At 64.1% G+C, this 24,980-nt stretch carries 17 protein-coding genes and 1 pseudogene; 15 read left to right on the plus strand and 3 right to left on the minus strand.

Annotated features, from left to right (window positions below; genetic code table 11):
* The 13 genes and pseudogenes from aceF to LWW96_RS02365 all read left to right on the plus strand — a co-directional run.
* The coding region (gene aceF, locus LWW96_RS02305; protein WP_291484051.1) for a dihydrolipoyllysine-residue acetyltransferase at positions 1 to 1,321 on the plus strand (1,321 nt) is incomplete at its 5' end.
* A 16-nt stretch (positions 1,322 to 1,337) separates the two neighbouring features.
* Complete coding sequence (lpdA, locus tag LWW96_RS02310; RefSeq protein ID WP_291484052.1) at positions 1,338 to 3,185, plus strand: dihydrolipoyl dehydrogenase; 1,848 nt, start codon at positions 1,338 to 1,340, stop codon at positions 3,183 to 3,185.
* 47 nt (positions 3,186 to 3,232) lie between these two features.
* Positions 3,233 to 3,451 (plus strand): DUF3079 domain-containing protein, encoded by a 219-nt coding sequence (locus LWW96_RS02315; RefSeq protein WP_291484053.1) that lies wholly within the window; start codon positions 3,233 to 3,235, stop codon positions 3,449 to 3,451.
* A 259-nt stretch (positions 3,452 to 3,710) separates the two neighbouring features.
* Positions 3,711 to 4,403, plus strand: coding sequence for a carbonic anhydrase family protein (locus tag LWW96_RS02320; protein WP_291484116.1), 693 nt, complete (start codon positions 3,711 to 3,713; stop codon positions 4,401 to 4,403).
* Between the two features lie 52 nt (positions 4,404 to 4,455).
* Positions 4,456 to 5,583, plus strand: a complete 1,128-nt coding sequence (locus tag LWW96_RS02325; RefSeq protein ID WP_291484054.1) for a PQQ-binding-like beta-propeller repeat protein — start codon at positions 4,456 to 4,458, stop codon at positions 5,581 to 5,583.
* A 12-nt stretch (positions 5,584 to 5,595) separates the two neighbouring features.
* Positions 5,596 to 5,757: pseudogene (locus LWW96_RS02330) on the plus strand (DUF3079 domain-containing protein); the annotation flags it as partial.
* Between the two features lie 181 nt (positions 5,758 to 5,938).
* Positions 5,939 to 9,040, plus strand: coding sequence for a type I restriction endonuclease subunit R (locus tag LWW96_RS02335; protein ID WP_291484055.1), 3,102 nt, complete (start codon positions 5,939 to 5,941; stop codon positions 9,038 to 9,040).
* Entirely contained in the window at positions 9,030 to 10,280 is a 1,251-nt protein-coding gene (locus LWW96_RS02340; protein WP_291484056.1) for a restriction endonuclease subunit S, read from the plus strand. Before LWW96_RS02335 ends, LWW96_RS02340 begins: the two co-directional genes overlap by 11 nt.
* Complete coding sequence (locus LWW96_RS02345; protein ID WP_291484057.1) at positions 10,277 to 11,287, plus strand: virulence RhuM family protein; 1,011 nt, start codon at positions 10,277 to 10,279, stop codon at positions 11,285 to 11,287. Before LWW96_RS02340 ends, LWW96_RS02345 begins: the two co-directional genes overlap by 4 nt.
* A complete protein-coding gene (locus LWW96_RS02350) occupies positions 11,284 to 12,897 on the plus strand; it encodes a type I restriction-modification system subunit M (RefSeq protein WP_291484058.1) in 1,614 nt (537 codons plus the stop codon). Before LWW96_RS02345 ends, LWW96_RS02350 begins: the two co-directional genes overlap by 4 nt.
* 203 nt (positions 12,898 to 13,100) lie before the next feature.
* On the plus strand, positions 13,101 to 15,095 hold the full coding sequence (locus tag LWW96_RS02355) for a methyl-accepting chemotaxis protein (RefSeq protein ID WP_291484059.1): 1,995 nt from the start codon (positions 13,101 to 13,103) through the stop codon (positions 15,093 to 15,095).
* 243 nt (positions 15,096 to 15,338) lie between these two features.
* A complete protein-coding gene (locus tag LWW96_RS02360) occupies positions 15,339 to 16,760 on the plus strand; it encodes an aspartate kinase (RefSeq protein WP_291484060.1) in 1,422 nt (473 codons plus the stop codon).
* Positions 16,761 to 17,042: 282 nt separating this feature from the next.
* Positions 17,043 to 19,118, plus strand: coding sequence for a hypothetical protein (locus LWW96_RS02365; protein WP_291484061.1), 2,076 nt, complete (start codon positions 17,043 to 17,045; stop codon positions 19,116 to 19,118).
* 66 nt (positions 19,119 to 19,184) lie between these two features.
* On the opposite strand, the gene LWW96_RS02370 is transcribed toward LWW96_RS02365, so the two are convergent.
* Entirely contained in the window at positions 19,185 to 19,946 is a 762-nt protein-coding gene (locus LWW96_RS02370) for a DeoR/GlpR family DNA-binding transcription regulator (protein ID WP_291484062.1), read from the minus strand.
* A 148-nt stretch (positions 19,947 to 20,094) separates the two neighbouring features.
* Between LWW96_RS02370 and LWW96_RS02375 the strand changes: the two genes are divergently transcribed.
* Positions 20,095 to 20,676, plus strand: coding sequence for an NUDIX domain-containing protein (locus LWW96_RS02375; protein WP_291484117.1), 582 nt, complete (start codon positions 20,095 to 20,097; stop codon positions 20,674 to 20,676).
* Between the two features lie 95 nt (positions 20,677 to 20,771).
* Here LWW96_RS02375 and LWW96_RS02380 read toward each other — a convergent pair whose 3' ends face one another.
* Positions 20,772 to 21,020, minus strand: a complete 249-nt coding sequence (locus LWW96_RS02380; protein ID WP_291484063.1) for a GlsB/YeaQ/YmgE family stress response membrane protein — start codon at positions 21,018 to 21,020, stop codon at positions 20,772 to 20,774.
* Between the two features lie 116 nt (positions 21,021 to 21,136).
* Positions 21,137 to 23,500, minus strand: a complete 2,364-nt coding sequence (locus LWW96_RS02385; protein ID WP_291484064.1) for a penicillin acylase family protein — start codon at positions 23,498 to 23,500, stop codon at positions 21,137 to 21,139.
* 426 nt (positions 23,501 to 23,926) lie between these two features.
* On the opposite strand from LWW96_RS02385, the gene LWW96_RS02390 reads away from it, so the two are divergent.
* On the plus strand, positions 23,927 to 24,880 hold the full coding sequence (locus LWW96_RS02390; RefSeq protein WP_291484065.1) for a class I SAM-dependent methyltransferase: 954 nt from the start codon (positions 23,927 to 23,929) through the stop codon (positions 24,878 to 24,880).
* Positions 24,881 to 24,980: the final 100 nt, after the last annotated feature.

Raw genomic sequence — 24,980 nt, forward strand, 5'->3', positions numbered from 1 at the left:
CGAAGTGCGCGTGCCCGACATCGGCGACTTCAAGGACGTGGCTGTGATCGAGCTGCTGGTCAAGCCCGGCGACACGGTCAAGGTGGAGCAGTCCCTCTTTACCGTGGAGTCCGACAAGGCTTCCATGGAGATCCCGTCGCCCGCGGCCGGTGTGCTCAAGGAGCTGAAGGTCAAGCTGGGGGACACCGTCAACATCGGTGATTTGGTCGCCGTGCTGGAAGGCGCGGTGCCTGCCGCGCCCGCGGCGGCAGCACCGGCGCCCGTGGCAGCCGCTGCCACCGCTCCGGTGGCTGCGCCTGCAGCGCCAGCCGTGGCGGCCGCTGCACCGGCCGCAGTGGCCGTGGCCGCAGCGCCTGCCCACACCCCGGGCGGTGCCCCGGTGGGTCTGCCGCACGCCAGCCCCTCGGTGCGCAAGTTCGCCCGCGAGCTGGGCGTGCCGCTGGAAGAAGTCAAGGGCTCGGGCCCCAAGGGCCGCATCACGGCGGAAGACGTGCAGGCCTTCACCCAGCAGGTGATGAGCGGAGCCACGCAGACCAAGGCCCAGGCGGCCAAGGCCCCTGCGGCGGCCGCCGGAGGCTCCGGCGCGGGCCTGGACCTGCTGCCCTGGCCCAAGGTGGACTTTGCAAAGTTCGGCCCCGTCGAGCGCAAGGATCTCTCGCGCATCAAGAAGATCAGCGGCGCCAACCTGCACCGCAACTGGGTCGTCATCCCGCACGTCACCAACCACGACGACGCGGACATCACCGACCTGGAAGCCTTCCGCGTGCAGTTCAACAAGGAGAACGAGAAGAGCGGCGTCAAGGTCACCATGCTGGCCTTCATGATCAAGGCCGCCGTGGCCGCGCTCAAGAAGTTCCCCGAGTTCAACAGCTCGCTGGACGGCGACCAGTTGGTGCTGAAGAACTATTTCCACATCGGCTTTGCGGCTGACACCCCCAACGGGCTGGTGGTGCCGGTCATCAAGGATGCCGACCAGAAGGGCATCGTGCAGATCAGCAAGGAGATGGGCGAACTCGCGGCCAAGGCCCGCGAGGGCAAGCTGGCCCCGGCCGACATGCAGGGCGGCTGCTTCTCCATCAGCTCGCTGGGCGGCATTGGCGGGCGTTATTTCACGCCCATCATCAACGCGCCGGAAGTCGCCATCATGGGTGTGTGCAAGAGCAGCCTGGAGCCCAAGTGGGACGGCAAGCAGTTCGCACCGCGCCTGATGCTGCCCCTGAGCCTGAGCTGGGACCACCGCGTGATCGACGGCGCTGCCGCCGCACGCTTCAACGTGTACTTTGCCTCGCTGCTGGCGGACTTCCGCCGCATCGTGATGTAACGCGGGGGCACAACACATGGCAATCATCGACATCAAGGTGCCCGACATTGGCGACTTCGCCGAAGTGGGTGTGATCGAAGTGCTGGTCAAGCCCGGCGACGCCATCAAGGCCGAGCAGAGCCTGATCACCGTGGAGTCCGACAAGGCCTCCATGGAGATCCCGTCCAGCCACGCGGGCGTGGTCAAAGAGCTGAAAGTGAAGCTGGGCGACAAGGTCGCTGAAGGCTCCGTCGTGCTCACGCTGGACGTGGAGGGTGCAGCTGCGCCGGCTCCGGCGGCAGCCCCAGCCCCGGCGGAATCAGCACCAAAAGCGGCTCCAGCGCCCGCACCGCAAGCGCAAGCAGCTATCAATCCAGTAGCATCCAATTTCGGCGGCTCTGCTGATCTGGACTGCGACGTGCTCGTGCTGGGCGGAGGCCCTGGCGGCTATTCGGCCGCCTTCCGTGCAGCCGACCTGGGCCTGAAGGTGGTGCTGGTCGAGCGCTATGCCACCCTGGGCGGCGTGTGCCTGAACGTGGGCTGCATCCCCTCCAAGGCGCTGCTGCACGTTGCGGCCGTGATGGACGAGGTCTCGCACCTGTCCGCCGCAGGCATCGACTTTGGCGCGCCCCAGGTCAATGTGGACACGCTGCGCGGCCACAAGGAAAAGGTCATCGGCAAGTTGACCGGCGGCCTGGCCGCCATGGCCAAGATGCGCAAGGTGACGGTGGTGCGGGGCTACGGCCACTTCGTGGGCGCCAACCACGTTGAAGTGGAAGAGACCACCGGCACGGGCCAGGACAAGACCGGCACCACGAAGGTGGTGGCGTTCAAGAAAGCCATCATCGCCGCTGGCAGCCAGGCCGTGCGCCTGCCGTTCATGCCCGACGATCCCCGCGTGGTCGATTCCACGGGCGCGCTGGCGCTGCAGCAGGGTGTTCCGAAGCGCATGCTCATCCTGGGCGGCGGCATCATCGGCCTGGAAATGGGCACGGTGTACAGCACGCTAGGTGCGCGCCTCGATGTGGTCGAGATGATGGACGGCCTGATGCAGGGCGCCGATCGCGACCTGGTGAAGGTGTGGCAGAAGATGAATGCCAAGCGCTTCGACAACATCATGCTGAACACCAAGACGGTGGCGGCCGAGGCCACCCCCGAAGGCATCAAGGTGAGCTTTGCGCCCGCCAAGGACGGCGTGACGGTGCCCGAGCCACAGGTGTACGACCTGGTGCTGCAGGCCGTGGGCCGCACCCCCAACGGCAAGAAGATCGCCGCCGAAAAGGCCGGCGTGGCCGTGACGGACCGGGGCTTCATCAACGTCGACATCCAGATGCGTACCAACGTGCCGCACATCTTCGCCATCGGCGACATCGTGGGCCAGCCCATGCTGGCGCACAAGGCCGTGCATGAAGCGCACGTGGCAGCCGAAGTCATCGCCGGTGAACTGCAGGGCAACAAGGAGCTGGCATCCGCCGCCTTCAACGCCCGCGTGATCCCGAGCGTGGCCTACACCGACCCCGAGGTCGCCTGGGTGGGCCTGACCGAAGACCAGGCCAAGGCCCAGGGCATCAAGGTGAAGAAGGGCCTGTTCCCCTGGACGGCCTCTGGCCGCGCCATCGCCAACGGCCGCGACGAGGGCTACACCAAGCTGCTGTTCGACGACTCGCCCGAGGCCCATGGCCACGGCAAGATCCTGGGCGGCGGCATCGTGGGCACGCATGCCGGCGACATGATCGGCGAGATCGCCCTGGCCATCGAGATGGGCGCCGACGCCGTGGACATCGGCAAGACCATCCACCCGCACCCCACGCTGGGCGAAAGCATCGGCATGGCGGCGGAGATTGCCCACGGCAGCTGCACAGACGTGCCGCCGCAGAAGAAGTAGTGACGTAGTCGTCTTTTTGTCGTCACCACCCGCCTGAGATCGCTGCCATGGCCGCCATCAAGAGGTTCCCCAAAGCCCCCGCGCACCCCGAGCGGGTGTGCTGGGGCTGCGACCTCTACTGCCCGGCCAAGTCCATGCGGTGCGGCAACGGATCGGACCGCACCCAGCATCCGGCCGAGCTGTTTGGCGACGACTGGGACCAGTGGGGACTGGAGGCCGAAGAGGCTGCGCCACCCCCACCGGCAGCGGACGCAAACACGTTCTAACAGGCTTGCACCGTACTGCTTGCACGAAAGCCCGGAGGCGGTTCGGTCTCCGGGCTTTTTTGTCTTCACCACGCTTCTACGTAGCAGGGCTGTCCACAGGGCTTCATTCCCCGGGTCGATTGCCAAGACGCCATCAACCCCTCAGCGCCTGTTGACGATCTTTTGATGGTGCTCAAAGGGCGCTATGGAAGATCGTCAACGGCTCTTAAGGTTGCCGCCATAGACTGGTCGCCTTCCTGGTTCGCGACCCTTGCCGCCCGTGCCCTTCTTCCGTCCGAAACTCCTGGTGATTGCCGGTTTGGCATGGGCCGCGGTCGCTACCATCGTACAGGCCGCCGACCGGTGCACGGACGGCCGCCGCCAGTCGCCCATCGCCATCGAGCACACCACCCCGCGGGCCTTGCCCGCCTTGGAATTTGACTACCATCCTGCGCGGCCCGTGCTGGCCCACGACGGCCACACCCTGCGCGTGCGGGTGGCCAGGGGCAGTGCGCTGGTGGTGGGGGGCGAGCGGTATGCCTTGCAGCAGGTGCATTTCCACACCCCGGGAGGGGACCGGGTGGGCGGCGAAACCTTCCCCCTGTCGGCCCACCTGCTGCACAGGGGGCCCAAAGGCCAGCTGCTGGCGGTGGCGCTGATGTTCCGGCTGGGGCAGCCTCATCCGCTGCTGGAGCGCTTGTTCAGCCACATTCCCGCCTCCGGTGCCTCGGTGGCGGGAGAGGGCGTGCCCCCGGTCAACCCTGCCGACCTGCTGCCCGCGCAGCGGGGCTACTACCGCTACGTGGGCTCAGAAACCGCGCCCCCCTGCACGGAGGGGGTGGACTGGATCATCCTGCGCCAGCCCGTGGAGGTGTCGGCTGCGCAACTGGCCCTGTGGAAAAGCCGGTTTGCCGACAACATGCGCGCCGCCCAACCCCAGAACGGCCGCCCCGTGCTGGAAAGCCTGCCTTGAACCGTTTTCTTTTCTTGTTTTGTTGGTGATTCCCATGTCCATTCAACCTTCCATGAGAACCTCTTTGGCGACAGCGCTTACCCTGGCCTTGTCGCTGGGCTCCGTCGCCTTGGCCCAGACCAAACCCAACCGCTATACCACCACGGGCATTGAGGTGCCGGTCACGCCCGAAATGACCGGGGCCGGCGCTGTCTCCAGCGGCGTGACGCTGCCCAAGCCCCCGCCCGTCACCGGCAGCCGGGCCAAACCCGTGGCGCACTGGGGCAAGCCGCTGCCGTACCCCATCGTCATTGCCGACCGCCGCAACAACCGTTTGATCGAGGTCACGCCCGACAAGCGCATCGTGTGGGAGTTTGCATCGCCCAACCTCAAGGTCTACCGCGGCAACGAGGACGTGAACTTCTCCGCCGACGGCCTGCAACTGGCGGTGAGCGAGGAAGACAACTTCGACATCCACCTGGTGGACTACGAAAACAAGGCCATCACCTGGACCTACGGCATCCCCGACCACCGTGGCAGCGGCCCCAACCTGCTGAACTACCCGGACGACGCCCACCTGCTGGCCGATGGCAAGGTCATCACCGCCGACATCCGCAACTGCCGCATCCTGGTCATCGACCCCAAGACCCAGGAGATTGCCACCCAGTTCGGCACCACCGGCAAGTGCGAGCACAAGCCGCCGCAGCTGCTGGCCCACCCCAACGGAGCCACGCCCATGGAGAACGGCGACCTGCTGTTCACCGAAATATCGGGCTCATGGATCTCGCGGGTCACCCGCGAGGGCGTGGTGAAGTGGTCGGTGCGAGCGCCCAACGTGCGTTATCCGTCCGACGCTTTCCCCACCGTGGACGGCAAGCAGATCATCGTGGCCGACTTTTCCAAGCCCGGGCGCGTGGTGATCTTCGATCCCGCCACCGGCAAGGCCACCTGGGAGTATTTTGTGAAGGAAGGCGAGGGCATGCTGGACCACAGCTCCATCGCCCGCGAACTGCCGCACACCGGCGACATCCTGGTGGTGGATGACCTGAACGACCGCGTCATCGTCATCGACCGGCAGACCCGCCAGATCATCTGGCAGTACGGCGAAAAGAACAAAAAGGGCCACACCCCCGGCCTGCTGAACTACCCCGACGGCGTGGACCTGGACGTGTTCCGCGACTGGAAGGCGGCGGCCAAATAATGCTGCGCCCCTTACTGCCCGGCCAAGGACCCGCGCTGCGGCAACGGATCAGACCGCACCAAGCATCCGGCGGAGCTGTCTGGCGACGACTGGGTCCGGTGGGGGCTGGAGGCTGAGACAACGGTAGCGCTGCCGTTGCCAGTGAGCAACGACGACGCCACACCAAGGCGCTGAGTAAGCGCAAGCCGCTTGTCGTCGATGCACGAGCCTCCTATTTTGGCAAACTGAAAGCCGTGCGGCCTTGTGAGGCTGTCACGGTTTTTCAATTTTTGGGGTAGGCACTGACGCCCTTGGTAGCCTCGCTGGAGCGGTGACAATCGATGCTCAGTTTCTTTGACCGATAACGTTAGTCACCATGTCGTCATCCACGCACGCCTACGACCCACTACCTTCATCGGCAGCCCTTGCCGTCAAAGAGAACGAGATCGAATACGACTTCATCGGCAAGCTCCAGGGCCTCAAGTACGAATACCGCCCTGACATCCGCGATCGCGCCGCGCTGGAGCGTAACTTCCGCGAGAAGTTCGAGGCCCTGAACCGTGTGCACCTCACCGATGGCGAATTTGCCCGCCTGCTGGACGACATCGTCACCCCCGACGTTTTCACCGCCGCCAAAACCCTGCGCAGCATCAACGCCTTCACCCGCGAAGACGGCACGCCGCTGAACTACACCCTGGTCAACCTCAAAGACTGGTGCAAGAACACCTTCGAGGTGGTCAACCAGCTGCGCATCAACACCGACAACAGCCACCACCGGTATGACGTGCTCATCCTCATCAACGGCGTGCCGTGCGTGCAGGTGGAGCTAAAAACGCTCACCATCAACCCCCGCCGGGCCATGGAGCAGATCGTTGACTACAAAAACGACCCCGGCAACGGCTACACCAAAACGCTGCTGAGCTTTGTGCAGCTCTTCATCGTCAGCAACCGCACCAACACCTACTACTTCGCCAACAACAACGCCCGGCACTTTGCGTTCAATGCGGACGAGCGGTTTTTGCCCATCTACCAGTTTGCGGACGAGGCCAACAAGAAGATCACCCACCTCGATGCGTTTGCCGACAGGTTCCTGGGCAAATGCACTCTGGGCCAAACCATCAGCCGCTACATGGTGCTGGTGGCCAGTGAACAAAAGCTGCTGATGATGCGGCCCTACCAGGTCTATGCCGTCAAGCACATCGTCGAGTGCATTCACCAAAACAACGGCAACGGCTACATCTGGCACACCACGGGCAGCGGCAAAACGCTCACGTCCTTCAAGGCGTCCACCCTGCTCAAAGACAACCCCGATGTGGAGAAATGCCTCTTTGTGGTGGACCGCAAAGACCTGGACCGCCAGACCCGCGAGGAATTCAACCGCTTCCAGGAAGGCTGCGTTGAAGAAAACACCAACACCGCCACGCTGGTGCGCCGCCTGCTGTCGGACGACTATGCCGACAAGGTCATCGTCACCACCATCCAGAAGCTGGGCCTGGCGCTGGACGAGAACAGCAAGCGCAACAAGCAGCAAAAGAAAGACGGCAAGGCCACCTACAAAGAGCAACTGATCCCGCTGGCCAACAAGCGCGTCGTCTTCATCTTTGACGAATGCCACCGCTCGCAGTTTGGTGCCAACCACGACGCCATCAAAGAGTTCTTCCCCAAGGCGCAACTCTTCGGCTTTACGGGCACGCCCATCTTTGAAGCCAACGCCACTGCCAAACAGTACGAGGGCGACGCGGGCCAGTACCGCACCACCGAAGACCTGTTCCAAAAACAACTGCACGCCTACACCATCACCCACGCCATTGAAGACGCCAACGTGTTGCGTTTTCATGTGGACTACTACAAGCCCGAGGGTAAAAACCCACCCAAGCCCGGCGAGGCCTTGGCCAAAAAGGCCGTGATCGAAGCCATTCTGGCCAAGCACGACACCGCCACCGCTCACCGCCGCTTCAACGCCGTGCTGGCCACCGCCAGCATCAACGACGCCATTGAATACCACCGCCTGCTTGAAGAGATTCAGCAAGCCAAGCAGGCCGCAGACCCCGCCTTTGTGCCGCTCAACATCGCCTGCGTGTTCTCACCCCCGGCCGAGGGCGATGCCGATGTGCGGCAAATCCAGGAAGACCTGCCGCAGGAAAAAGAAGACAACCAGGTGGACCCCGAGGGCAAAAAAGCCGCCCTCAAAGCCATCCTGGCGCGCTACAACGAGCGCTACGGAACCAACCATTCCATCGGCGAGTTCGACCTGTATTACCAGGACGTACAAAAGCGCATCAAAGACCACCAATGGCCCGACGCGGACCTGCGCAAGGCCTTTCCTGCTGCCCCGCACCACAAAATCGACATCACCATCGTGGTGGACATGCTGCTCACCGGGTTTGACAGCAAATACCTCAACACCTTGTATGTGGACAAAAACCTCAAGCACCACGGCTTGATCCAGGCGTTCTCACGCACCAACCGCGTGCTCAACGGCACCAAGCCCTACGGCAACATCCTCGACTTTCGGCAACAGCAAGCCAATGTCGATGCCGCCATTGCCCTGTTCTCGGGCGAGAAGTCGGACGAAGAGGCCCGCAAGATCTGGCTGGTAGACAAAGCCCCGGTCGTCATTCAAAAGCTGGACGCCGCCGTGCAAAAACTGGCCGACTTCATGCAAAGCCAGGGCCTGGCCTGCACCCCCGAGGCCGTGCACAGCCTGAAGGGCGACGACGCCCGCGCCGCCTTTATCCGGAACTTCAAAGAAGTGCAGCGCCTGAAAACTCAGTTAGACCAATACACCGACCTGACGGACGACAACGCCACCGCCATCGACCACATCCTGCCCGCGGAGCAATTGCAAGCCTTTCGCGGTGCCTACCTGGAGACCGCCCAGCGCCTCAAAGCGCAACAAGCCCAGCATGACAAAGGCAACGAAGGGCAGGGCGGCGCAGCAACCGATGCGGTGGACCAGCTCGACTTTGAATTTGTGCTGTTTGCCAGCAGCGTGATCGACTACGACTACATCATGGGCCTCATGTCCCGCTATTCACAGCAGGGGCTGCAAGGCGGCGGCAAGCTGAAGATGACGAAAGACGAGCTGCTGGGCTTGATCTTGTCCGACGCCAAATTCATGAACGAGCGCGAAGACATCGCCGCCTACATCCACACCCTGAAGGCCGGCGAGGGCCTGAGCGAGGCCGCTATCCGCGAGGGCTACACAAAATTCAAGAAGGAAAAAGACAGCGCTGAGCTGGCCGACATTGCCACCCGCCACCAACTGCCCCCCGCTGCGCTGCAAGCCTTTGTGGAAGGCATCTTGCAGCGCATGATTTTTGATGGCGATGCGCTGAGCGATTTGATGGCGCCGCTGGACTTGGGCTGGAAGGCACGGGCGCAGGCAGAAACGGCGTTGATGAAAGAGTTGGTGCCGTTGCTGCAAAAGCGGGTGCAGGGGCGTGAGATTTCGGGGTTGAGTGCGTATGAGCAATAAGGGTAAGAAACCGTTGATACCTAAGTTGAGGTTTCCAGGATTCCAGGGCGAGTGGGATTCGAAATATTTGCGCGAATACCTGAGTGAAAGCCGTGTCTCCGGCAGCAAAGGTGATTTGGCTAAGAAAATCACTGTGAAGCTTTGGGGCGGTGGAGTTCTTGCAAAAGATGAAACTATTCAAGGCAGCGTAAACACACAATACTTTCGCCGCTCTGCGGGCCAATTCATCTATAGCAAGTTGGATTTTTTGAATCAGGCCTTCGGCTTGATTCCAAATCACTTAGATGGATATGAGTCAACAGTTGACCTGCCTTGTTTTGACTTCTCTGATGGACTGAATCCGGTATTTTTGCTGGAGTACGTAAAAAGAAAAGAGTTTTACGAAAAAGTTGGCGAAGTGGCTGATGGAAGTCGGATTGCAAAGCGCATACATGCGGAGACCTTTCTTGATTTCCCAGTTCTCATCCCTCGGCCCGCCGAACAAAAAAAAATCGCCGACTGCCTGAGTTCCTTGGACGAACTGATCGCCGCACAAGCCCGCAAAGTGGATGCGCTCAAGACCCATAAAAAAGGGCTGATGCAGCAGCTTTTCCCCCGCGAAGGAGAAACCCAACCGCGTCTGCGGTTTCCTGAGTTTCAAGGTGCAACAGGCTGGGCCGTGGAGAAACTTGAATACTTGGCAAAGCGTGGGTCTGGTCACACTCCAAGCAAGAGCGTGCCGGAGTACTACGGCGGGGGCGTTAAATGGGTTTCTCTGGCTGACTCCAAGCGACTCGATGCAGGTTTTATTTCAGAAACTGAAACCAATATTTCTGAACTGGGTATAAAAAATTCCTCAGCCGTTTTGCACCCTGCAGGCACTGTATTAATTAGTCGTGACGCTGGTGTTGGCAAGAGTGCCGTAATGGCCGTGCCCATGGCAGTTAGTCAGCACTTCATTGTTTGGAACTGCGATAACCAAAAACTGTGCAATTGGTTCTTGTATTACCTGCTTCAGTTGATGAAGCCCGTTTTTGAACGGATAGCCACCGGGAGCACGATCAAAACCATTGGCCTTCCATTTTTTAAAGAGTTGAGCATTGCCGTGCCTTCAGTGTCTGAGCAAAAGTGCATTGCCGACTGCCTCACCTCCCTCGACGCCCTCATCACCGCCGCCACCCAAGAACTCGAAACTTTCAAGACCCACAAAAAAGGGCTGATGCAGCAGCTTTTCCCTTCGGCGGAAGCGGTAGCGGCATGAGCAGCCTGATTCTCTACACCACCGAAGACGGCAAGAGCCTGATTCAACTGCGCGCCAAAGACCAAACCGTCTGGCTGTCTCAGCGGGAAATGGCAGAGCTGTTCGCTGTCAGCACGGACAACGTCGGGCTGCACCTCAAGAACATTTACGAGGATGGCGAACTGAGCCGGGAGGCAACTGCCGAGGAATCCTCGGTAGTTCAAACCGAGGGCACGCGCCAGGTGCAGCGGCCTGTCACGCTCTATAGCCTCGACGCCATCCTGGCCGTGGGCTACCGCGTGCGCTCGCCGCGTGGCGTGCAGTTCCGCCGCTGGGCGTCCACGGTGCTCAAGGAATATCTGGTCAAGGGCTTTGTGCTGGATGACGAGCGGTTGAAGAACCCGGATGGCCGCCCCGACTACTTTGACGAGATGCTGGCGCGCATCCGGGACATACGGGCCTCGGAAAAGCGCTTTTACCAAAAGGTGCGCGACCTGTTTGCGCTGGCGGCGGACTACGACAAGACGGATGAGGCCACGCAGACCTTTTTTGCCACGGTGCAAAACCTGCTGCTGTATGCGGTGACGCAGAAGACGGCGGCAGAACTCATCGTGAGCCGCGCCAACCCTGCCGACCCGCATTTCGGCCTGCTGACCTGGAAGGGTGCCCAGGTGCGTAAGCAGGACATTGTGGTGGCCAAAAACTACCTGACCGAAGACGAGGTGGACACCCTGAACCGGCTGGTGGTGATCTTTCTGGAAACGGCAGAACTGCGCGCCAAGCGGCAAACCATCACCAGCATGGGCTTTTGGCGGGAGAACGTGGGGCAGATCATTGTTTCCAACGGGTTCCCGCTGCTCAGTGGGGCAGGCACCGTGAGCCACGCCCGCATGGAGCAAAAGCTGGAGCCGCTGTATCTGGACTTTGATCAGCGCCGCAAAGCCGAAGAAGCGCGTGCCGCCGACGCGCAGGATGAAGCCGAACTCAAGGCGCTGGAAAGCAGCATCAAAAATCGCCCTAAAAAATGACCGAACAAAACCAAACCAAGCTGGGCAAAACGCTGTGGGCGATTGCCGACCAACTGCGCGGGGCCATGGACGCGGACGATTTCCGCGACTACATGCTGTCGTTTCTGTTTCTGCGCTATCTGTCAGACAACTACGAGACCGCCGCCAAGAAGGAACTGGGCAGCGATTACCCCAAGCTGCCGCTGGCGGGCGATGACAAACGTGTGCCTTTGGCCGTTTGGTACGCCGACAATGCCGCCGATGTGCCCGCATTTGAAAAGCAGATGCGCCGCAAGGTGCACTATGTGATTAAGCCGGAGTTTCTATGGAGCAGCATCGCGCAGATGGCACGCACGCAGCACGCGGGCCTGCTCAACACTCTGCAAGAGGGCTTCAAACACATCGAAACCGAGTCGTTCCAGAGCACGTTTGGCGGGCTGTTTTCTGAAGTTGATCTGGCATCCCCAAAGCTTGGCAAGACGTACACCGAGAGCAATGCCAAGCTGTGCGCGGTGATTCAGAAAATTGCCGAGGGGCTGGCCGACTTTTCTACCAGCGTGGACGCGCTGGGCGATGCGTATGAGTACTTGATTGGCCAGTTTGCGGCGGGCTCGGGCAAGAAAGCGGGCGAGTTTTATACGCCGCAGCAAATCTCGGACATCCTCTCGACTATCGTCACGCTGGACAGCCAGGAGCCCAAGACGGGCGTAAAGCAACGGCTGGAAAGCGTGATGGACTTTGCCTGTGGCTCGGGCTCGCTGCTTTTGAACGTGCGCAAGCGCATGGGGCCGCATGGCATTGGCAAGATTTACGGCCAAGAGAAGAACATCACCACCTACAACCTGGCGCGCATGAACATGCTGCTGCACGGGGTGAAGGACACGGAGTTTGAAATCTTCCACGGCGACACGCTGGCCAACGACTGGGACATGCTGCGCGAGCCGAACCCGGCCAAGAAACCCGCGTTTGATGCGATTGTGGCGAACCCGCCCTTCAGCTACCGCTGGGAGCCGGGCGAGGCGATGGCGGACGATGTGCGTTTTAAAAGCCACGGCCTGGCACCCAAGTCCGCCGCCGACTTTGCTTTTTTGCTGCACGGCTTTCACTTCCTGAAGGACGAGGGCGTGATGGCCATCATCCTGCCGCACGGAGTGCTGTTCCGGGGCGGGGCAGAGGAGCGCATTCGCAAGAAGCTACTGCTGGATGGCCACATCGACACGGTGATTGGGCTGCCGTCCAACTTGTTCTATTCCACTGGAATCCCGGTGTGCATCTTGGTGCTGAAGAAATGCAAAAAGCCGGACGATGTGCTGTTCATCAACGCCGCCGAGCACTTTGCCAAGGGCAAGCGCCAGAACCAGCTCACCGATGAGCACATCGCCAAGATCATCCACACCTACCAGTACCGCGAGGAAGAGGCCCGCTATGCACGCCGGGTGGAGATGGCGGAGATCGAGAAGAACGACTTCAACCTGAACATCTCGCGCTACATCAGCACGGCGGTGGGGGAGGCCGAAATTGACCTGGAGGCCACCCACGGCGAGTTGGTGGAGATTGAGAAAGCGATTGCGGCGGCGAAGGCCAAACACAACGCTTTCTTGAAAGAGCTGGGCTTGAAGCTGCTGCCGTAGGTGGCGCTTGGGTCTTTCAAACGTTGTACTTGTCGGCGCTTCGGTATGACTGCCGGCAGATAGATGCAGATGCGGCGGGCTGTGGGCGATAACTTGCGCCAAGAGGGGTCGCGTAGGCATCCCGGCGGCTGTGACTTTCTGTTACCGCGGGCATCAAGTTTGCTTAGGGTCCATTACGAATCACTCCTTTGGTGAGACCCCGCATGAAACCCAAAGCCTCCTTAGGTTCACATTTCTTCGTCTGGGGCCTTGTCTGCGCGGCCAGCTTCGTGGTGCTGGCTGCCAGCGCCTGGAGCTTGCACAGTGATCTGCAAGCGGCGCCCAGCGCCTCCGACGCAGCCTGGCAGCGCTTGATGTGGCTTGTGCTGGTGGCGGCGGTACTGGTCGGTGTTGCGCTGATGCGTCTGCACCGTTCTGTAGCCCGGCAGTTGGGGGCCAGCCCCAACGCGTTGAGCGAACACATCGCCCATCTGAGCGCTGGCATGTTGGCGCCCTCCACTTGGACGCCCACAAGCGATTCAAACAGTGCGTTGGCGGCGATCCACGGCCTGCGTGACTCGCTCGCCGAGAAGATCGGGCTGGTCCGGCAAGAGGCCGAAACTGTGGCCCATGAATCGGTCACTTTCTCGTCCAACAACCTGAATCTGGCCTCCAACATGTCGCAGCAGACCGAGTTGCTGCAACAAAGTCGGTCGCACATCGGCAGCCTGCTCGATACCGTCCAGCAGGCGGGCAGCAAGACGGCGGATTCTCAAAAGTCGGTGCGCTTTGCATCCGACATTGCGACCCAGGGCAATGTGGTGGTCAGCAAGATGACCCACACCATGGATGCCCTGAGCGAATCCTCGGGGAAGATCGAGGAGATCATTGGCGTCATTGATGGCATTGCATTCCAGACGAACATCCTGGCGCTCAATGCGGCTGTGGAAGCGGCGCGTGCGGGCGAGCAGGGCAAGGGCTTTGCGGTGGTGGCATCAGAGGTGCGCACGCTGGCCCAGCGCTCGGCCAGCGCGGCCAAAGAGATCAAGACGCTGATCGCGGGCTCCGTCGAAAAGATTGCGCAGTCGGCCAAGCTGGCCGATCAGGTGGCCAACTCCATGGACGAGATCAACGCCAGCTCGCAGCAAGTTACCCACATGATGGAAGAGATCGCTGCCGTCACCCAGCAGCAGGAGCACGACATTTCCCAGCTGAGCAGCTCGCTGGACCACCTGGATGCCGTGACCGGGCGCTACGCCGAGCTTCTGCACGACGCCAGCGTTCATGCAGAGACATTGCAAACCCGCGCCGACCGGCTGCGCTACGCGGCGGCCGCGTTCCACGTGCCCGGTCTTCCCGCCGCCGATGCGCTGCCGGAACTGCCCATGGCGCGCGCCAGCGAGAAGCAGGTGGCGCGCCCCGCCGCGTCCCTGCGCGTTCGGCAAGGGCCCGGCGCATCGGCCGCGCAGCTGGCGCACAGCGTGCAGCTCATCGTCGGTACGGCGCACGAACCCCCGCTGAACTACACCGATGCGGCCAACAAGCACGATGCGGGCGGTGCGGATGTCAAAGGCTTCTCCCCCGATGTGGTGCGTGAGATTCTGGCCCGCACGGGCCACCAGGCAGAGGTCCGCATCACCTCCTGGGAGCGCAGCTATGCCGCGCTGCAGACCGAGCCCAATGCCGTGCTGTTCACCATGGCACGCACGCCCAGCCGAGAAAACCAGTTCCACTGGGTCGGCCCGCTGGTCCACAGCAATGCCGTGCTGTATGTGAAAAGAGGCAGCGGCATCAGCGTCAAGAGCCTGTATGAGGCGCGCAAGCTGCCCAGCATCGCGGTGATCAAGGGGGACTCCAAAGAGGAGTTCCTCAAAGGCAAGGATTTCCACAACCTGGATTACTCGCCCGACTGGGCGACCGCCTTCCGCAAGCTGCTCGAAGGCAAGGTCACCGCGTTGGTCATGACCGACATGGACCTGCCCACCACCGCCAGCGATGCGGGCCTGAACCCCGCAGACTTCGAGCCGGTCTATGAGCTTTTCGTCAACCGCCTCTACATCGGCATGTCCAAGCGCACCGATCAGGCGGTGGTTCGCAGCTGGCAGGAGGCGCTGGACGCCATGAAGCGCGACGGCAGCTTTAACCGCTTGGCACAACAGTGGTCACAGCATTGGGGCGCCCAATGGGTGGTGCGCGACGGGGCCGTGCAAGCGCAGTGAGGGTCCCCAGGGTCTGCGAGGCGCTTTCCCTCCATCGGACGCGCTGCGGCGGCAGCTGTGACCCCAGGGGCGTGCGGCTGTGCGGTTGGGCGAGGGCTGGCAGCGGTGGCGTGAACCGTCTCCAGACGGCCGGTGACCAGGCGCACTTCCAAGATGGGCGAAAATAGCGGGCTTCCCTCCCCAGCCCCGCCGGTCGTAGGCTCGGCCCGGCCTGCTTTTTCTTTTGCTCCTTTTTGCTTGTCCATGCAAGACGTAACTTCCTCCAAGATCTCTGTCGAGAAGATCGGCGGCACTTCCATGACCGCCTTTGGCGATGTGCTGCGCCACATCATGCTGCACGATCCCCAGCGCATCTACGGCCGGATCTATGTGGTGTCGGCCTACTCGGGGGTGACGAACCAGCTGCTGGAGCACAAGAAGACGGGCGAGCGCGGCATCTATGCCTTGTTTGCGGAAGGCAAGGGCTACCAGGACGCCTTGACCCAGCTGGCAGCCAGCCTGAAGAAGCTCAACGCCGGTTATGCGGACCTGGGCCTGTCGCTGGAGGTGGCCGATGCCTTCATCGACCAGCGCATCGGCCAGGCGCGTGAATACCTCAATGCCATGCAGCATGTGCTGGCCAGCGGCTACCTGAGCCGCAAGGACGTGCTGCTGGCGGCGCGCGAGGTGCTGGCCTCCATCGGCGAGTCGCACAGCGCGTTCAACTCGGTCGAGATCCTCAAGGCCAACGGCGTGAAAGCCGTGCTGATGGACCTGGCCGGCTTCAACGACAACGAAGCCTGGACGATCGACGAGCGCATCGCCCACAGCTTCAAGGGCCTGGACCTTTCCGACAAGGTGGTGGTGGCCACGGGCTACACCAAGGGCACGGAAGGCATCATGCGCGAGTTCGACCGCGGCTACTCCGAGGTCACCTTCAGCAAGATCGCCGTGGAAGTGCGCCCCGCCGAGGCCGTGATCCACAAGGAATTCCACCTCTCGTCCGCCGACCCCAACCTGGTGGGCCTGGAAAACGCCATTGTCGTGGGCGCCACCAACTACGACGTGGCCGACCAACTGGCCGACGTGGGCATGGAAGCCATCCACCCCAAGGCCGCCAAGCCCATGGAACTGGCGGGCATTCCGATCCGCCTGAAGAACACCTTCGAGCCCGACCACCCCGGCACGCTCATCACCAAGGACTTCGTGGGCGAGCGCGCGCGCGTGGAGATCGTCACGGGCACCGACAAGGTCACGCTGATCGAGATCCATGACCCCAGCATGGTGGGTACCGTGGGCTTCGATGCCGGCCTGATGAACGTGTTCTGCCAGCACGGCGTGAGCTACATCCTGAAGGCGACCAACGCCAACTCCATCGCCCACCTGGTGTGGGACAACCAGGTCACGCCCGCCCTCGTGGCCGAACTGCAGGAGGCCTACCAGGTCGTGACGATCAAGCCCAGCGCCATCGTGTGCGCCATCGGCTCCAACATCAGCATTCCCGGCGTTCTGGCCAAGGCGGCACAGGCGCTGGCCGACGCCGAGGTCAACGTGAACTGCGTGTCGCAAACCCTGCGCCAGGTGAACATGCAGTTCGTGATCGAACGCGAGGACTACAAGACCGCGATCAAGGCGCTGAACCTGGCGCTGTGCGTCAACTCGGGCGCACCCGTTCCGCGCGCTTGATACGCGCTCTGCCGTGGCTTGAAGCCCGCCTTTGTGCGGGCTTTTTTGCGTGTTCGGGCCGTGGGTTCGAGGCCCCGAGCCTGCCCCTCAGCCCTTTGGCGCCTGTTGGTGTCAGGCGGGTCCGCCTCCAGGGGCGGGCGGCCAAAGACCGCGCCAGACGGCGTCCTCTGGGCGTCATTCCTGCGGCAAGGGTGTTTCCGCCAAAGGGATGAGCCGAACTATCATGGTCCCTCTGCAACCCGATGGTCGGCCTGCGCTGACAACATCTACTGACGCGACCCCATGCTGAAATTCGACCTTCATCTCCCATTCGCGCGGCACGCCGCGGCCCTGACGGCGGCCTTGCTCCTGCAGGCTTGCGGCGGTTCGGGCAGCGGCACCGATACCGGAACCCCGCCACTCTCGGGCGCTGGAAAAATGGCCTTGCTGGCGGGCGATGTCAGCGGTCTGGGCAACTTGGACGGACCCCGTGGCACGGCTACGTTCAACGGCGTCCAGAGCCTTGCCATGGACCCGGCAGGCAGCCTGCTGGTGGCCGAACGCGGCAACCATGCGCTGCGCAGGATCACGCCCGAGGGCAGCGTCAGCACCGTGGCGGGAGGCGACATGGCCAGTGCCTTCGCGGATGGCCCAGGCGCTGCGGGCAAGTTTCTGGATCCCCAGTTTGTCGCAGTCGACGGTGGTGGCAACGCGTATGTCTCAGATAACGGGGAAACCATCCGCAAGGTCACGCCCGCAGGGGTGGTGAGCACGCTGGCCAATGTCTCGGCGGACGTCGGGTGTCCCGCAACATGCACCAACTACAAGCCCTTGACCGTGGATGCTGCGGGCACCGTCTACTTCATTGCCAACAACACGTTGCGCAAATTGGGGACTGACGGGCAGGCAGTGACCGTCGTAGCCTCCATCAGTTCCCAAGGGATCGCTACGCCGGCTTTCTCGTTTGTCTATTTGCCTTCCAGCCTGGTCGCAGACAGCAAAGGCAACATATTTATTGCTGACCGCAACCAGCCGATGATCCGCAAGGTGACGCCCACGGGCGAGATGTCCGTGTTCGCAGGCAATGGCACGGCCGGCGTTGCCATCGATGGTCAGGGCACGGATGCGCGCTTCGCAGAGCTTCAGGCCATCGTGCGCGACGGTTCGGACAATTTGTATGTACTGGAAGGCAACGGTGCCTTGCGCAAGATCACGCCCACGGGCCTGGTCTCCACTGTGCGCCCGCCCACGCAAAATGGGGCTTCTGGCTGGTCTTACAGCCCGACAGGGTTTGCGCGGGATGCCGCAGGCAGCTACTTCTTGTCTGCGTTGGGGAGCAGTCAGAACGCTCCGGTGTTGGGCAGCCCTGCGATCTTGAAAATTGACGCCCAGGGGGCCGAAAGCGCCTACGCTGGCTCACGAGGTTTGGTGGGTGATGCCGATGGCGAGGGCAGTGCGGCGCGGTTTTCTGATCCGCGCAGCCCGGCGGTCGACCCGAGCGGCAACGTGTTGGTGCTCGACCGTTTCACCGAGGCCAACTCCCAGTTGCCAGATCACCTGGCAGAGTCCTTCTATTTGCGCCGCATCACTCCTGCTGGCCGCACGACCACCTTGGTGCGCATGCCCGACGACAGGGATGGCATGACAGGAACCGCGGTAGACAAGCAGGGCAACACCTACGTCGGTGGTGGCAGGCGCATCCGTGTCGTGGCTCCCGATGGCGGCGTCAAGGTCTTTTTTGAAGGGGGCGAGAGCCTTCCCGATGGGTTGAAAGTGCTGGCGCTGGACGGCGCGGGCTCTGTCTATGTGGCCGCCGGCTTCGTGGAGCCAATGGCAGGCTCACCCATCTACATTCCCGTCCGGCAGTACAGCGCTATCTACAAAATCGCTGTGAACGGAGCCGTTCAGTTGCTTGCGGGCCAGGCCAGCGTGCGGGGCCATGCGGATGGTGCGGGCAGTTCAGCGCAGTTCTCCTCGATTGGGGGCGGTACCCTGGATTCGGCGGGCAACCTCTACGTTGCAGACAAGGGCAACCATGTGATCCGCAAGATCACTCCAGCCGGCGGGGTCAGTACGCTGGCAGGTCAGCCCGGCGTGACGGGCCACCGGGATGGGGCGTCAGCGCAAGCGAAGTTCTGGTGGCCTGTGGATGTCAAGGCCGATGCGCAGGACAACCTGTACGTCGCGGATCGCAACAACGCGGTGGTGCGAAAAATCAACGCCGGCGGGCTGGTGAGCACCGTGGTCGGTACGCCCGGCACCTATGGTTTTCTGCCGGGCGCGTTGCCCGGGGCGATCCCGCCGCCAGAAGGCGTTGCCGTGAACGGCACCGCCCTGTTCATCACGACACGCAACGGCGTGGTGCGGGTCGATCTCTAAGAAGGTCTTCAGCTATCTGCCAGCCGAAGAGGCGGAATCCCGGCGGGGCGCTGCAGGGGCTGGCTGTCAGCCCGGTGCCACGCGCACCGGCGCCCCGGCGGCTTCCAGCGCCTTGCGCATGCGCGGCGGCGTGCCGGCAGGCACCACCAGGCTTGCCAGCGACTGCAAAGGCGCCACGGTAAAGGCGGACGCGGCGCCCAGCTTGTCGGACGAGGCCAGCACCACGGTTTCGGCGGCGCGGCGGTGCAGGGCCCGCTTGACGGCGGCTTCCTCGAAATCGCCCGTGGTGAGGCCGGCTTCGGCATGCACGCCGGTCACGCCCATCAGGTACAGGTCGGCGCGCAGCTGGGCTGCTGCCTCGACCACGGTGGCGCCCACGTTCACCATCGAATGGCGGAACAGACGGCCGCCCAGCACCAGCACCTCGATGCCGGTGTGCGCGGCCAGCGCTGCGGCCACCGTGGGGCTGTGCGTGACGACCGTGGCCTGAAGGTGCAGCGGCAAGTGCTGCACCACTTGCAGCGAGGTGGTGCCGCCGTCCAGGATCACCACCTGGCCGGGCTGCACCAGCGCCGCCCCTGCGCGGCCCAGTGCGCGTTTTTCCTCCGGCGCGAGTTGCTCGCGCACCTGCAGGTTGCCCGTGGCGGCTGAAGCGGGCAGGGCGCCGCCGTGCACCCGCTGCAGCAGGCCTTCGGCCGCCAGCTCCCGCAGGTCGCGCCGCACGGTGTCTTCGGAGATACCGAGCTCTTCGCTCAGGGCCTTGGCGACGATCTGGCCGCTCTGGCGCAGGCGTTCCAGGATGAGTTGTTTCCGTTGGGTGGTGAGCATGGTGGGGCGTAGGCTTGCATGAAATTACGTGTTTGTGCATGATATTGCACGAAACAACGGAGTGCAAACCGACATGCCCGACGCCCGCTCTCACCTACCTTCTTCGCCAGCCCCTGTGGCCAGCCCCCACCGCCCGGTTCCCGCGCCGGTGCCCGTCAGCACGGAGCGGGTGCGGCTGCATGCGGTGCAGACGCTGTCCGACCACTGGTACACGCTGCGCAAGGTGACCTTCGACCTGCGCCGCCGCGACGGGCAATGGCAGACCTTGTCGCGCGAGGCCTACGACCGGGGCAATGGCGCGGCGCTGCTGCTGTTCGACCCGCGCCGGCGCACGGTGGTGCTCACGCGCCAGTTCCGGTTGCCGGCGTTTCTCAACGGCTCTTCCGACGGCATGCTGGTGGAGGCCTGCGCGGGCCTGCTGGACGGCGAAGACCCAGAAACCTGCATCCGGCGCGAGGCCGAGGAGGAGACCGGCTACCGCGTGCGGCAGCCCCGCAAGGTGTTCGAGGCCTACATGAGCCCGGGCTCGGTCACCGAGAAGCTGCACTTCTTCGTGGCGGAGTACGAGCCGTCCGACCGGGTTCTGGCCGGTGGCGGCATGCAGGAGGAGGGCGAAGACATCGAGGTCATCGAGATGCCGCTGGACGAAGCGCTCGCGGGCATTGCCAGCGGCAGGATCCAGGACGGCAAGACGGTCATGCTGCTGCAGCATGTGGCGCTGCAACAGTGATTGCTATCATTTGAATAGCTGGTGGCGCTTGATGGACGGGCGTTGGAGGCCGATTTTCATCAAATGCCTTCGGTGGCCCCGAAGGGCCGCGGCGATCAGGCCTTCTTGAACAGCCCGTAGATCACCAGCAGCACGATGGCGCCGATGATGGATGCAATCCAGCCCGCGGGCGTACCGGCGGCGTACCAGCCCATGGCCGTGCCCGCATAGCTGGCCAGCAGGGAGCCGGCGACCCCCAGCACCGTGGTCATGATCCAGCCGAGGCTGTCGTTGCCCGGCTTCACGGCGCGCGCGATGAGCCCGACGACGAAGCCGACGACGATGGTTCCGAGGATAGACAGCATGTAATTCCTTCAAGGGGCGTGGCGGCCCGGAAGTGGGCTCGCTGTTTCTCACTGTACCGGCGTGAAGGGGCCGCCAGGCGCTCGGTGGCTGTTAAAAATCTTTTCCTGGGCGCCTCTCAGGGCCGCACCAGCCGCAACGGCTCCCCGATGCGCTCGCGGGCCACGTCCTGCGGGTGGAAGGGCAGGGCATGCCAGCGCTTGGCCGAGAACTCGCGCATCTGGTCGTTGGCGTGGGGCGAGGCGGGGTTGGTGGACTGGCCGTAGGTGAGGATGGCCTGGGCCACCGGGCCGTTGGCATCGAAGGTCACGGTCTGCACATAGCTGGTGCCGTAATCGACCCGCAGGCCCCGGGCATTCAGAGGGGCGGGCTCCTGGCGGCCCAGGTTGTTGAGCACGCCTTCGAACTCCTCGCCGCCGTGCAGCCCGATGGGTTCCTCGGTGATGTCCGGGCGCTGCACGCTGCCCAGTGTGGCGTCCAGCGCGAAGCCGCTGGCGCGGACGGTCTTGACGGCCCCGTCCAGGGCGTCCCAGATCTTGGCGGCCGTGGCGGCGTCGGCCAGGTTCAGCCCGGCGGGCGTGGCCACCGGCTGCGCGGGATCGAAGGGCACGCGGTGCACGCCGGGGATGTTGCGCGCCGTGCGCCAGAACTCGCGGAACACGTGGGCGCCGCGGGCTTCCAGGTTGTTGCGGCGGTCCCAGCCCCGGAGGGCCGCGCAGCCGTCGCGCGATTCGGCGGTGGGCGCCTTGTCGCAGGCGGCCAGCAGGTCCGGCACGACCACCTGGGCCATGAAGTTGCGGTTCTGGAACAACTGGTCCTGGATGGCTTGGAGCGTGACCTTGCCGCGGCCCAGCATCTCGGGGATCTCGGCCAGTCCGGCGCGCGTGCGCGGGCGGGTGAGGCTGGCATCGCCCACCAGGGGCGAGATGCCCTCAAATTTCTGGCCTGGGTGGGTGTAGACAAAGCTGTCGTTGCTGTTGTGCACCCAGTCCGTGCGGAAGGCCACGGGCATGCGGCCGATGGGGATGAGCCCTGGCACGGGCGAGGCGCTGTCGGCGTGCCAGGCGCAATCGGTGCGCGCGCCGTTGAGCACCACCAGGCCGGCGGCGGAGCGCAGCGCCGCAGCGGCGGGGCTGGGGGTGCAACGGGCGAGCTGGGCGGCGTCCACATCGGGCACCACGCTCACGTCCGCATACATGGCCTGGCCCTGGCGGTCGGCCGCCAGCGTATTCACCCAGGGCAGGCCCAGCGTGGCATGCGCCTGGTGCAGGTCCTGCACCGAGTGGGCGCGGCCGAAGGCCAGCACGGCGTCCATCATGCGGGTGTTGCCTGCGTTGGCGTCGCGCAGGGCGTAGGCCGTCTTGGCGCTCCATGCCAGACCGGCGCGGGGCACGACCACCAGCGGGCCCCAGCGGGTGGACCACACGGTGTGCTCGCGCGCCTGCAACTGGCCGTCGGGGCCGGGGACCTGGGCGCTGACCTTGCGGGCGGTCATCTTCTCGGGGCGGCCGTCCACCAGGTAGGTGGTCGGGTCGGCGGGGTCCAGGGCCAGTTCGTACAGGGTGAAGCGCTTGCCGGTGGAGACGGTGTGCGACCAGGCCACGTCCTTGTTGAAGCCGATGGACACCATCGGGTAGGTGCCGATGCCCACGCCCATCACGTCCATCTGGCCGGGGATCGTCAGGTGCATTTCGTAGAAGCGGTTGGGCCCGCTCCACGGGAAGTGCGGGTTGCCCAGCAGCATGCCGCTGCCGTTGGCCGTCACCTCCTTGCCGAAGGCCCAGGCGTTGGAGCCCAGCGGCGAGTCCAGCAGGCCGATCTCGCGCAGGGCCTGGGCTGCCCCGGCCAGGTCCACGGCGGCTGGCGCCTGGGCCGACGGCACGGGCGGCTGTGCGGCCAGCACGCCGTCGGCCAGCGCAGCAACGCCGGCCTGCACGGCCAGCACCTCGGCCATGCGGCGGTACTGCACCAGCGTCATGGGCTGGACCCAGGGCTTGCCGCGGCAGGCGTCGGGCAGGGTGGCGGCGTTATCGGCCAGGTAGCGGTTGTAGCCTGCAACGTAGCCGCGGGCCATGGCCTGGGCCTGTGCACTGGTGGCCGCCCAGCTGCGCGCCAGCGCCGCGTCGTTCATGTGCGCCGCCATGAACAGGTCGATCTGCTCGTTGGGCAGATAGCGGCGGCCCAGCAGGCCGGTGGTCCGGGCGCCAAACGTGGCGCTGCGCTGCCCCCGTGCGGTCACGAGCTGGTCGGCGGTCATGCACACGTTGTCCTGGGCGTAGGCGTACGCCACGCCGTAGGCCAGCGATTCAGGGTCTTGCGCGGTGATGTGCGGGATCCCGTAGGTGGTGCGCTGGATCGTCACGCTGCGGTCGGTGCCTCCCGCGCCGGGGCTGGTGGCGGCGCAGCCGGCCAGGAGCAGCACGGCGCAGCAGGCCGCGGCGAGAGGGGTGATGGCGGCTTGGGGGCAGCGAGGGAATGGCATGGTGTCGTGTCTCCGGTGCAGGGTGTGCTGTTGTGATGGGCGGCAGCCGCTGGCCGCAGTGGGGCACTGCGGATGGGCGCAGGGCATGCTACTGCCGGGTAACCCGGGGGCGTGGTGGCGATATGGCCACAAGCAGTGGCAAGATCGCCACCGCGCGTGCCGCGCGGGTTGCTCTCACCCCGCGTGCCCCGTGCGGTGGCACGGGCTGGGGCTGCCGGGCGCAGAGCGCACGCCTGCGTGGCGTGACCGCGGGGGCCTACCCGCAGCGCTTCAAGCTGCGCACCGCGCTCGGGCAGTGGCTGGTGGAGTATGCGGGCCGGGGGGATAATCAGCGGGTGCTATGAAATCCGTAGCTGCTGGCGCAGATTGCGCAAGCGCCAGAGCCCATTTTTGTTTCAGCCCTTCTTGAACCCCGCTCCACTGCCCATGCAAGCCCTGCTCGACGCCATTGCGGCCATGCCCCTGCCCACCGATGCGGTGCGCATCTTCCACGGCCGCGGCGGGCGGCACCCGGGCTGCGAGCAGTGGTCGCTGGACGCCTACCCGCCGGTCTTCGTGCTGACCAGCTTTGCACCGGTGACCGAGCCGGAACTGGCCGCCGTGAACGAGGCCCTGCAGGCCCGCTGGGCGCAGATTGCCCCGGCGGGCGAACCGCTGAACTGGGTGTTCCAGCACCGCGGCGAGGCCTTGCGGGTGGAGGGCCGCAGCGAGACGCGCCTGATGGCCGGCGCCGTGCCCGACCCGCACACCGTGACCGAGGCCGGGGCCCGCTACCGCGTGCAGGTGCTGCGCGGGCAGAACCACGGCCTTTTTCTCGACATGGCCGAGGGCCGGCGCTGGGTGCGCGAGCATGTGGCCGCCCGCCGCGGCGACCGCCCGGGGCTGAAGGTGCTGAACCTGTTTGCCTACACCTGTGCGTTCTCGGTGGTGGCGCTTCAGGCGGGCGCGCGCCAGGTGGTCAACGTGGACATGAGCCACGGGGCCATCGGCACCGGGCAGCAGAACCACCAGCTCAACGGGCTCTCGGCGGGCGCCAGCTTCCTGGCCCACGACATCTTCAGCAGCTGGGGCAAGATTACGCGCAGCGGGCCCTACGGCCTTGTCATCGTGGACCCGCCCAGCTACCAGAAGGGCAGCTTCGTGGCCACCAAGGACTACGCCCGCCTCATCCGGCGCCTGCCCGACCTGCTGGCGCCCGGCGGCCATGCGCTGCTGTGCCTGAACGCGCCGGAGCTGGACACCGCCTTCCTGCAGCAGCAGGTGCGCGAACTGGCGCCCGAACTGGCCTTCGTGGAGCGCGTGGCCAACCCCGCCGTGTTCGCGGACGCGCAGCCGGAGCGGGCGCTTAAGGTGCTGGTGTACGCCGCGCCGCCGTTGTAAGGCTGCGGCCCGGCCGGGGTCGGCGCTAAGCCCATTGGCGATTTCGGCTTTGGGTGTTCGCGGGGCCTTCTGATATTCTTCGCGTCACTTTGACGGGCGC

This window comes from Acidovorax sp. (assembly GCF_021287135.1).
GTDB lineage: Bacteria > Pseudomonadota > Gammaproteobacteria > Burkholderiales > Burkholderiaceae_C > Acidovorax.

What these genes read in the sequence shown, in the direction of transcription:
- LWW96_RS02390 (WP_291484065.1), top strand. Translation starts at nt 23,927, where the DNA reads ATGCAAGCCCTGCTCGACGCCATTGCGGCCATGCCCCTGCCCACCGAT.
- LWW96_RS02340 (WP_291484056.1), top strand. Translation starts at nt 9,030, where the DNA reads ATGAGCAATAAGGGTAAGAAACCGTTGATACCTAAGTTGAGGTTTCCA.
- LWW96_RS02365 (WP_291484061.1), top strand. Translation starts at nt 17,043, where the DNA reads ATGCTGAAATTCGACCTTCATCTCCCATTCGCGCGGCACGCCGCGGCC.
- LWW96_RS02325 (WP_291484054.1), top strand. Translation starts at nt 4,456, where the DNA reads ATGAGAACCTCTTTGGCGACAGCGCTTACCCTGGCCTTGTCGCTGGGC.
- LWW96_RS02380 (WP_291484063.1), bottom strand. Translation starts at nt 21,020, where the DNA reads ATGCTGTCTATCCTCGGAACCATCGTCGTCGGCTTCGTCGTCGGGCTC.
- LWW96_RS02335 (WP_291484055.1), top strand. Translation starts at nt 5,939, where the DNA reads ATGTCGTCATCCACGCACGCCTACGACCCACTACCTTCATCGGCAGCC.
- LWW96_RS02360 (WP_291484060.1), top strand. Translation starts at nt 15,339, where the DNA reads ATGCAAGACGTAACTTCCTCCAAGATCTCTGTCGAGAAGATCGGCGGC.
- LWW96_RS02315 (WP_291484053.1), top strand. Translation starts at nt 3,233, where the DNA reads ATGGCCGCCATCAAGAGGTTCCCCAAAGCCCCCGCGCACCCCGAGCGG.
- LWW96_RS02370 (WP_291484062.1), bottom strand. Translation starts at nt 19,946, where the DNA reads ATGCTCACCACCCAACGGAAACAACTCATCCTGGAACGCCTGCGCCAG.
- LWW96_RS02345 (WP_291484057.1), top strand. Translation starts at nt 10,277, where the DNA reads ATGAGCAGCCTGATTCTCTACACCACCGAAGACGGCAAGAGCCTGATT.
- LWW96_RS02350 (WP_291484058.1), top strand. Translation starts at nt 11,284, where the DNA reads ATGACCGAACAAAACCAAACCAAGCTGGGCAAAACGCTGTGGGCGATT.
- LWW96_RS02355 (WP_291484059.1), top strand. Translation starts at nt 13,101, where the DNA reads ATGAAACCCAAAGCCTCCTTAGGTTCACATTTCTTCGTCTGGGGCCTT.
- LWW96_RS02385 (WP_291484064.1), bottom strand. Translation starts at nt 23,500, where the DNA reads ATGCCATTCCCTCGCTGCCCCCAAGCCGCCATCACCCCTCTCGCCGCG.
- lpdA (WP_291484052.1), top strand. Translation starts at nt 1,338, where the DNA reads ATGGCAATCATCGACATCAAGGTGCCCGACATTGGCGACTTCGCCGAA.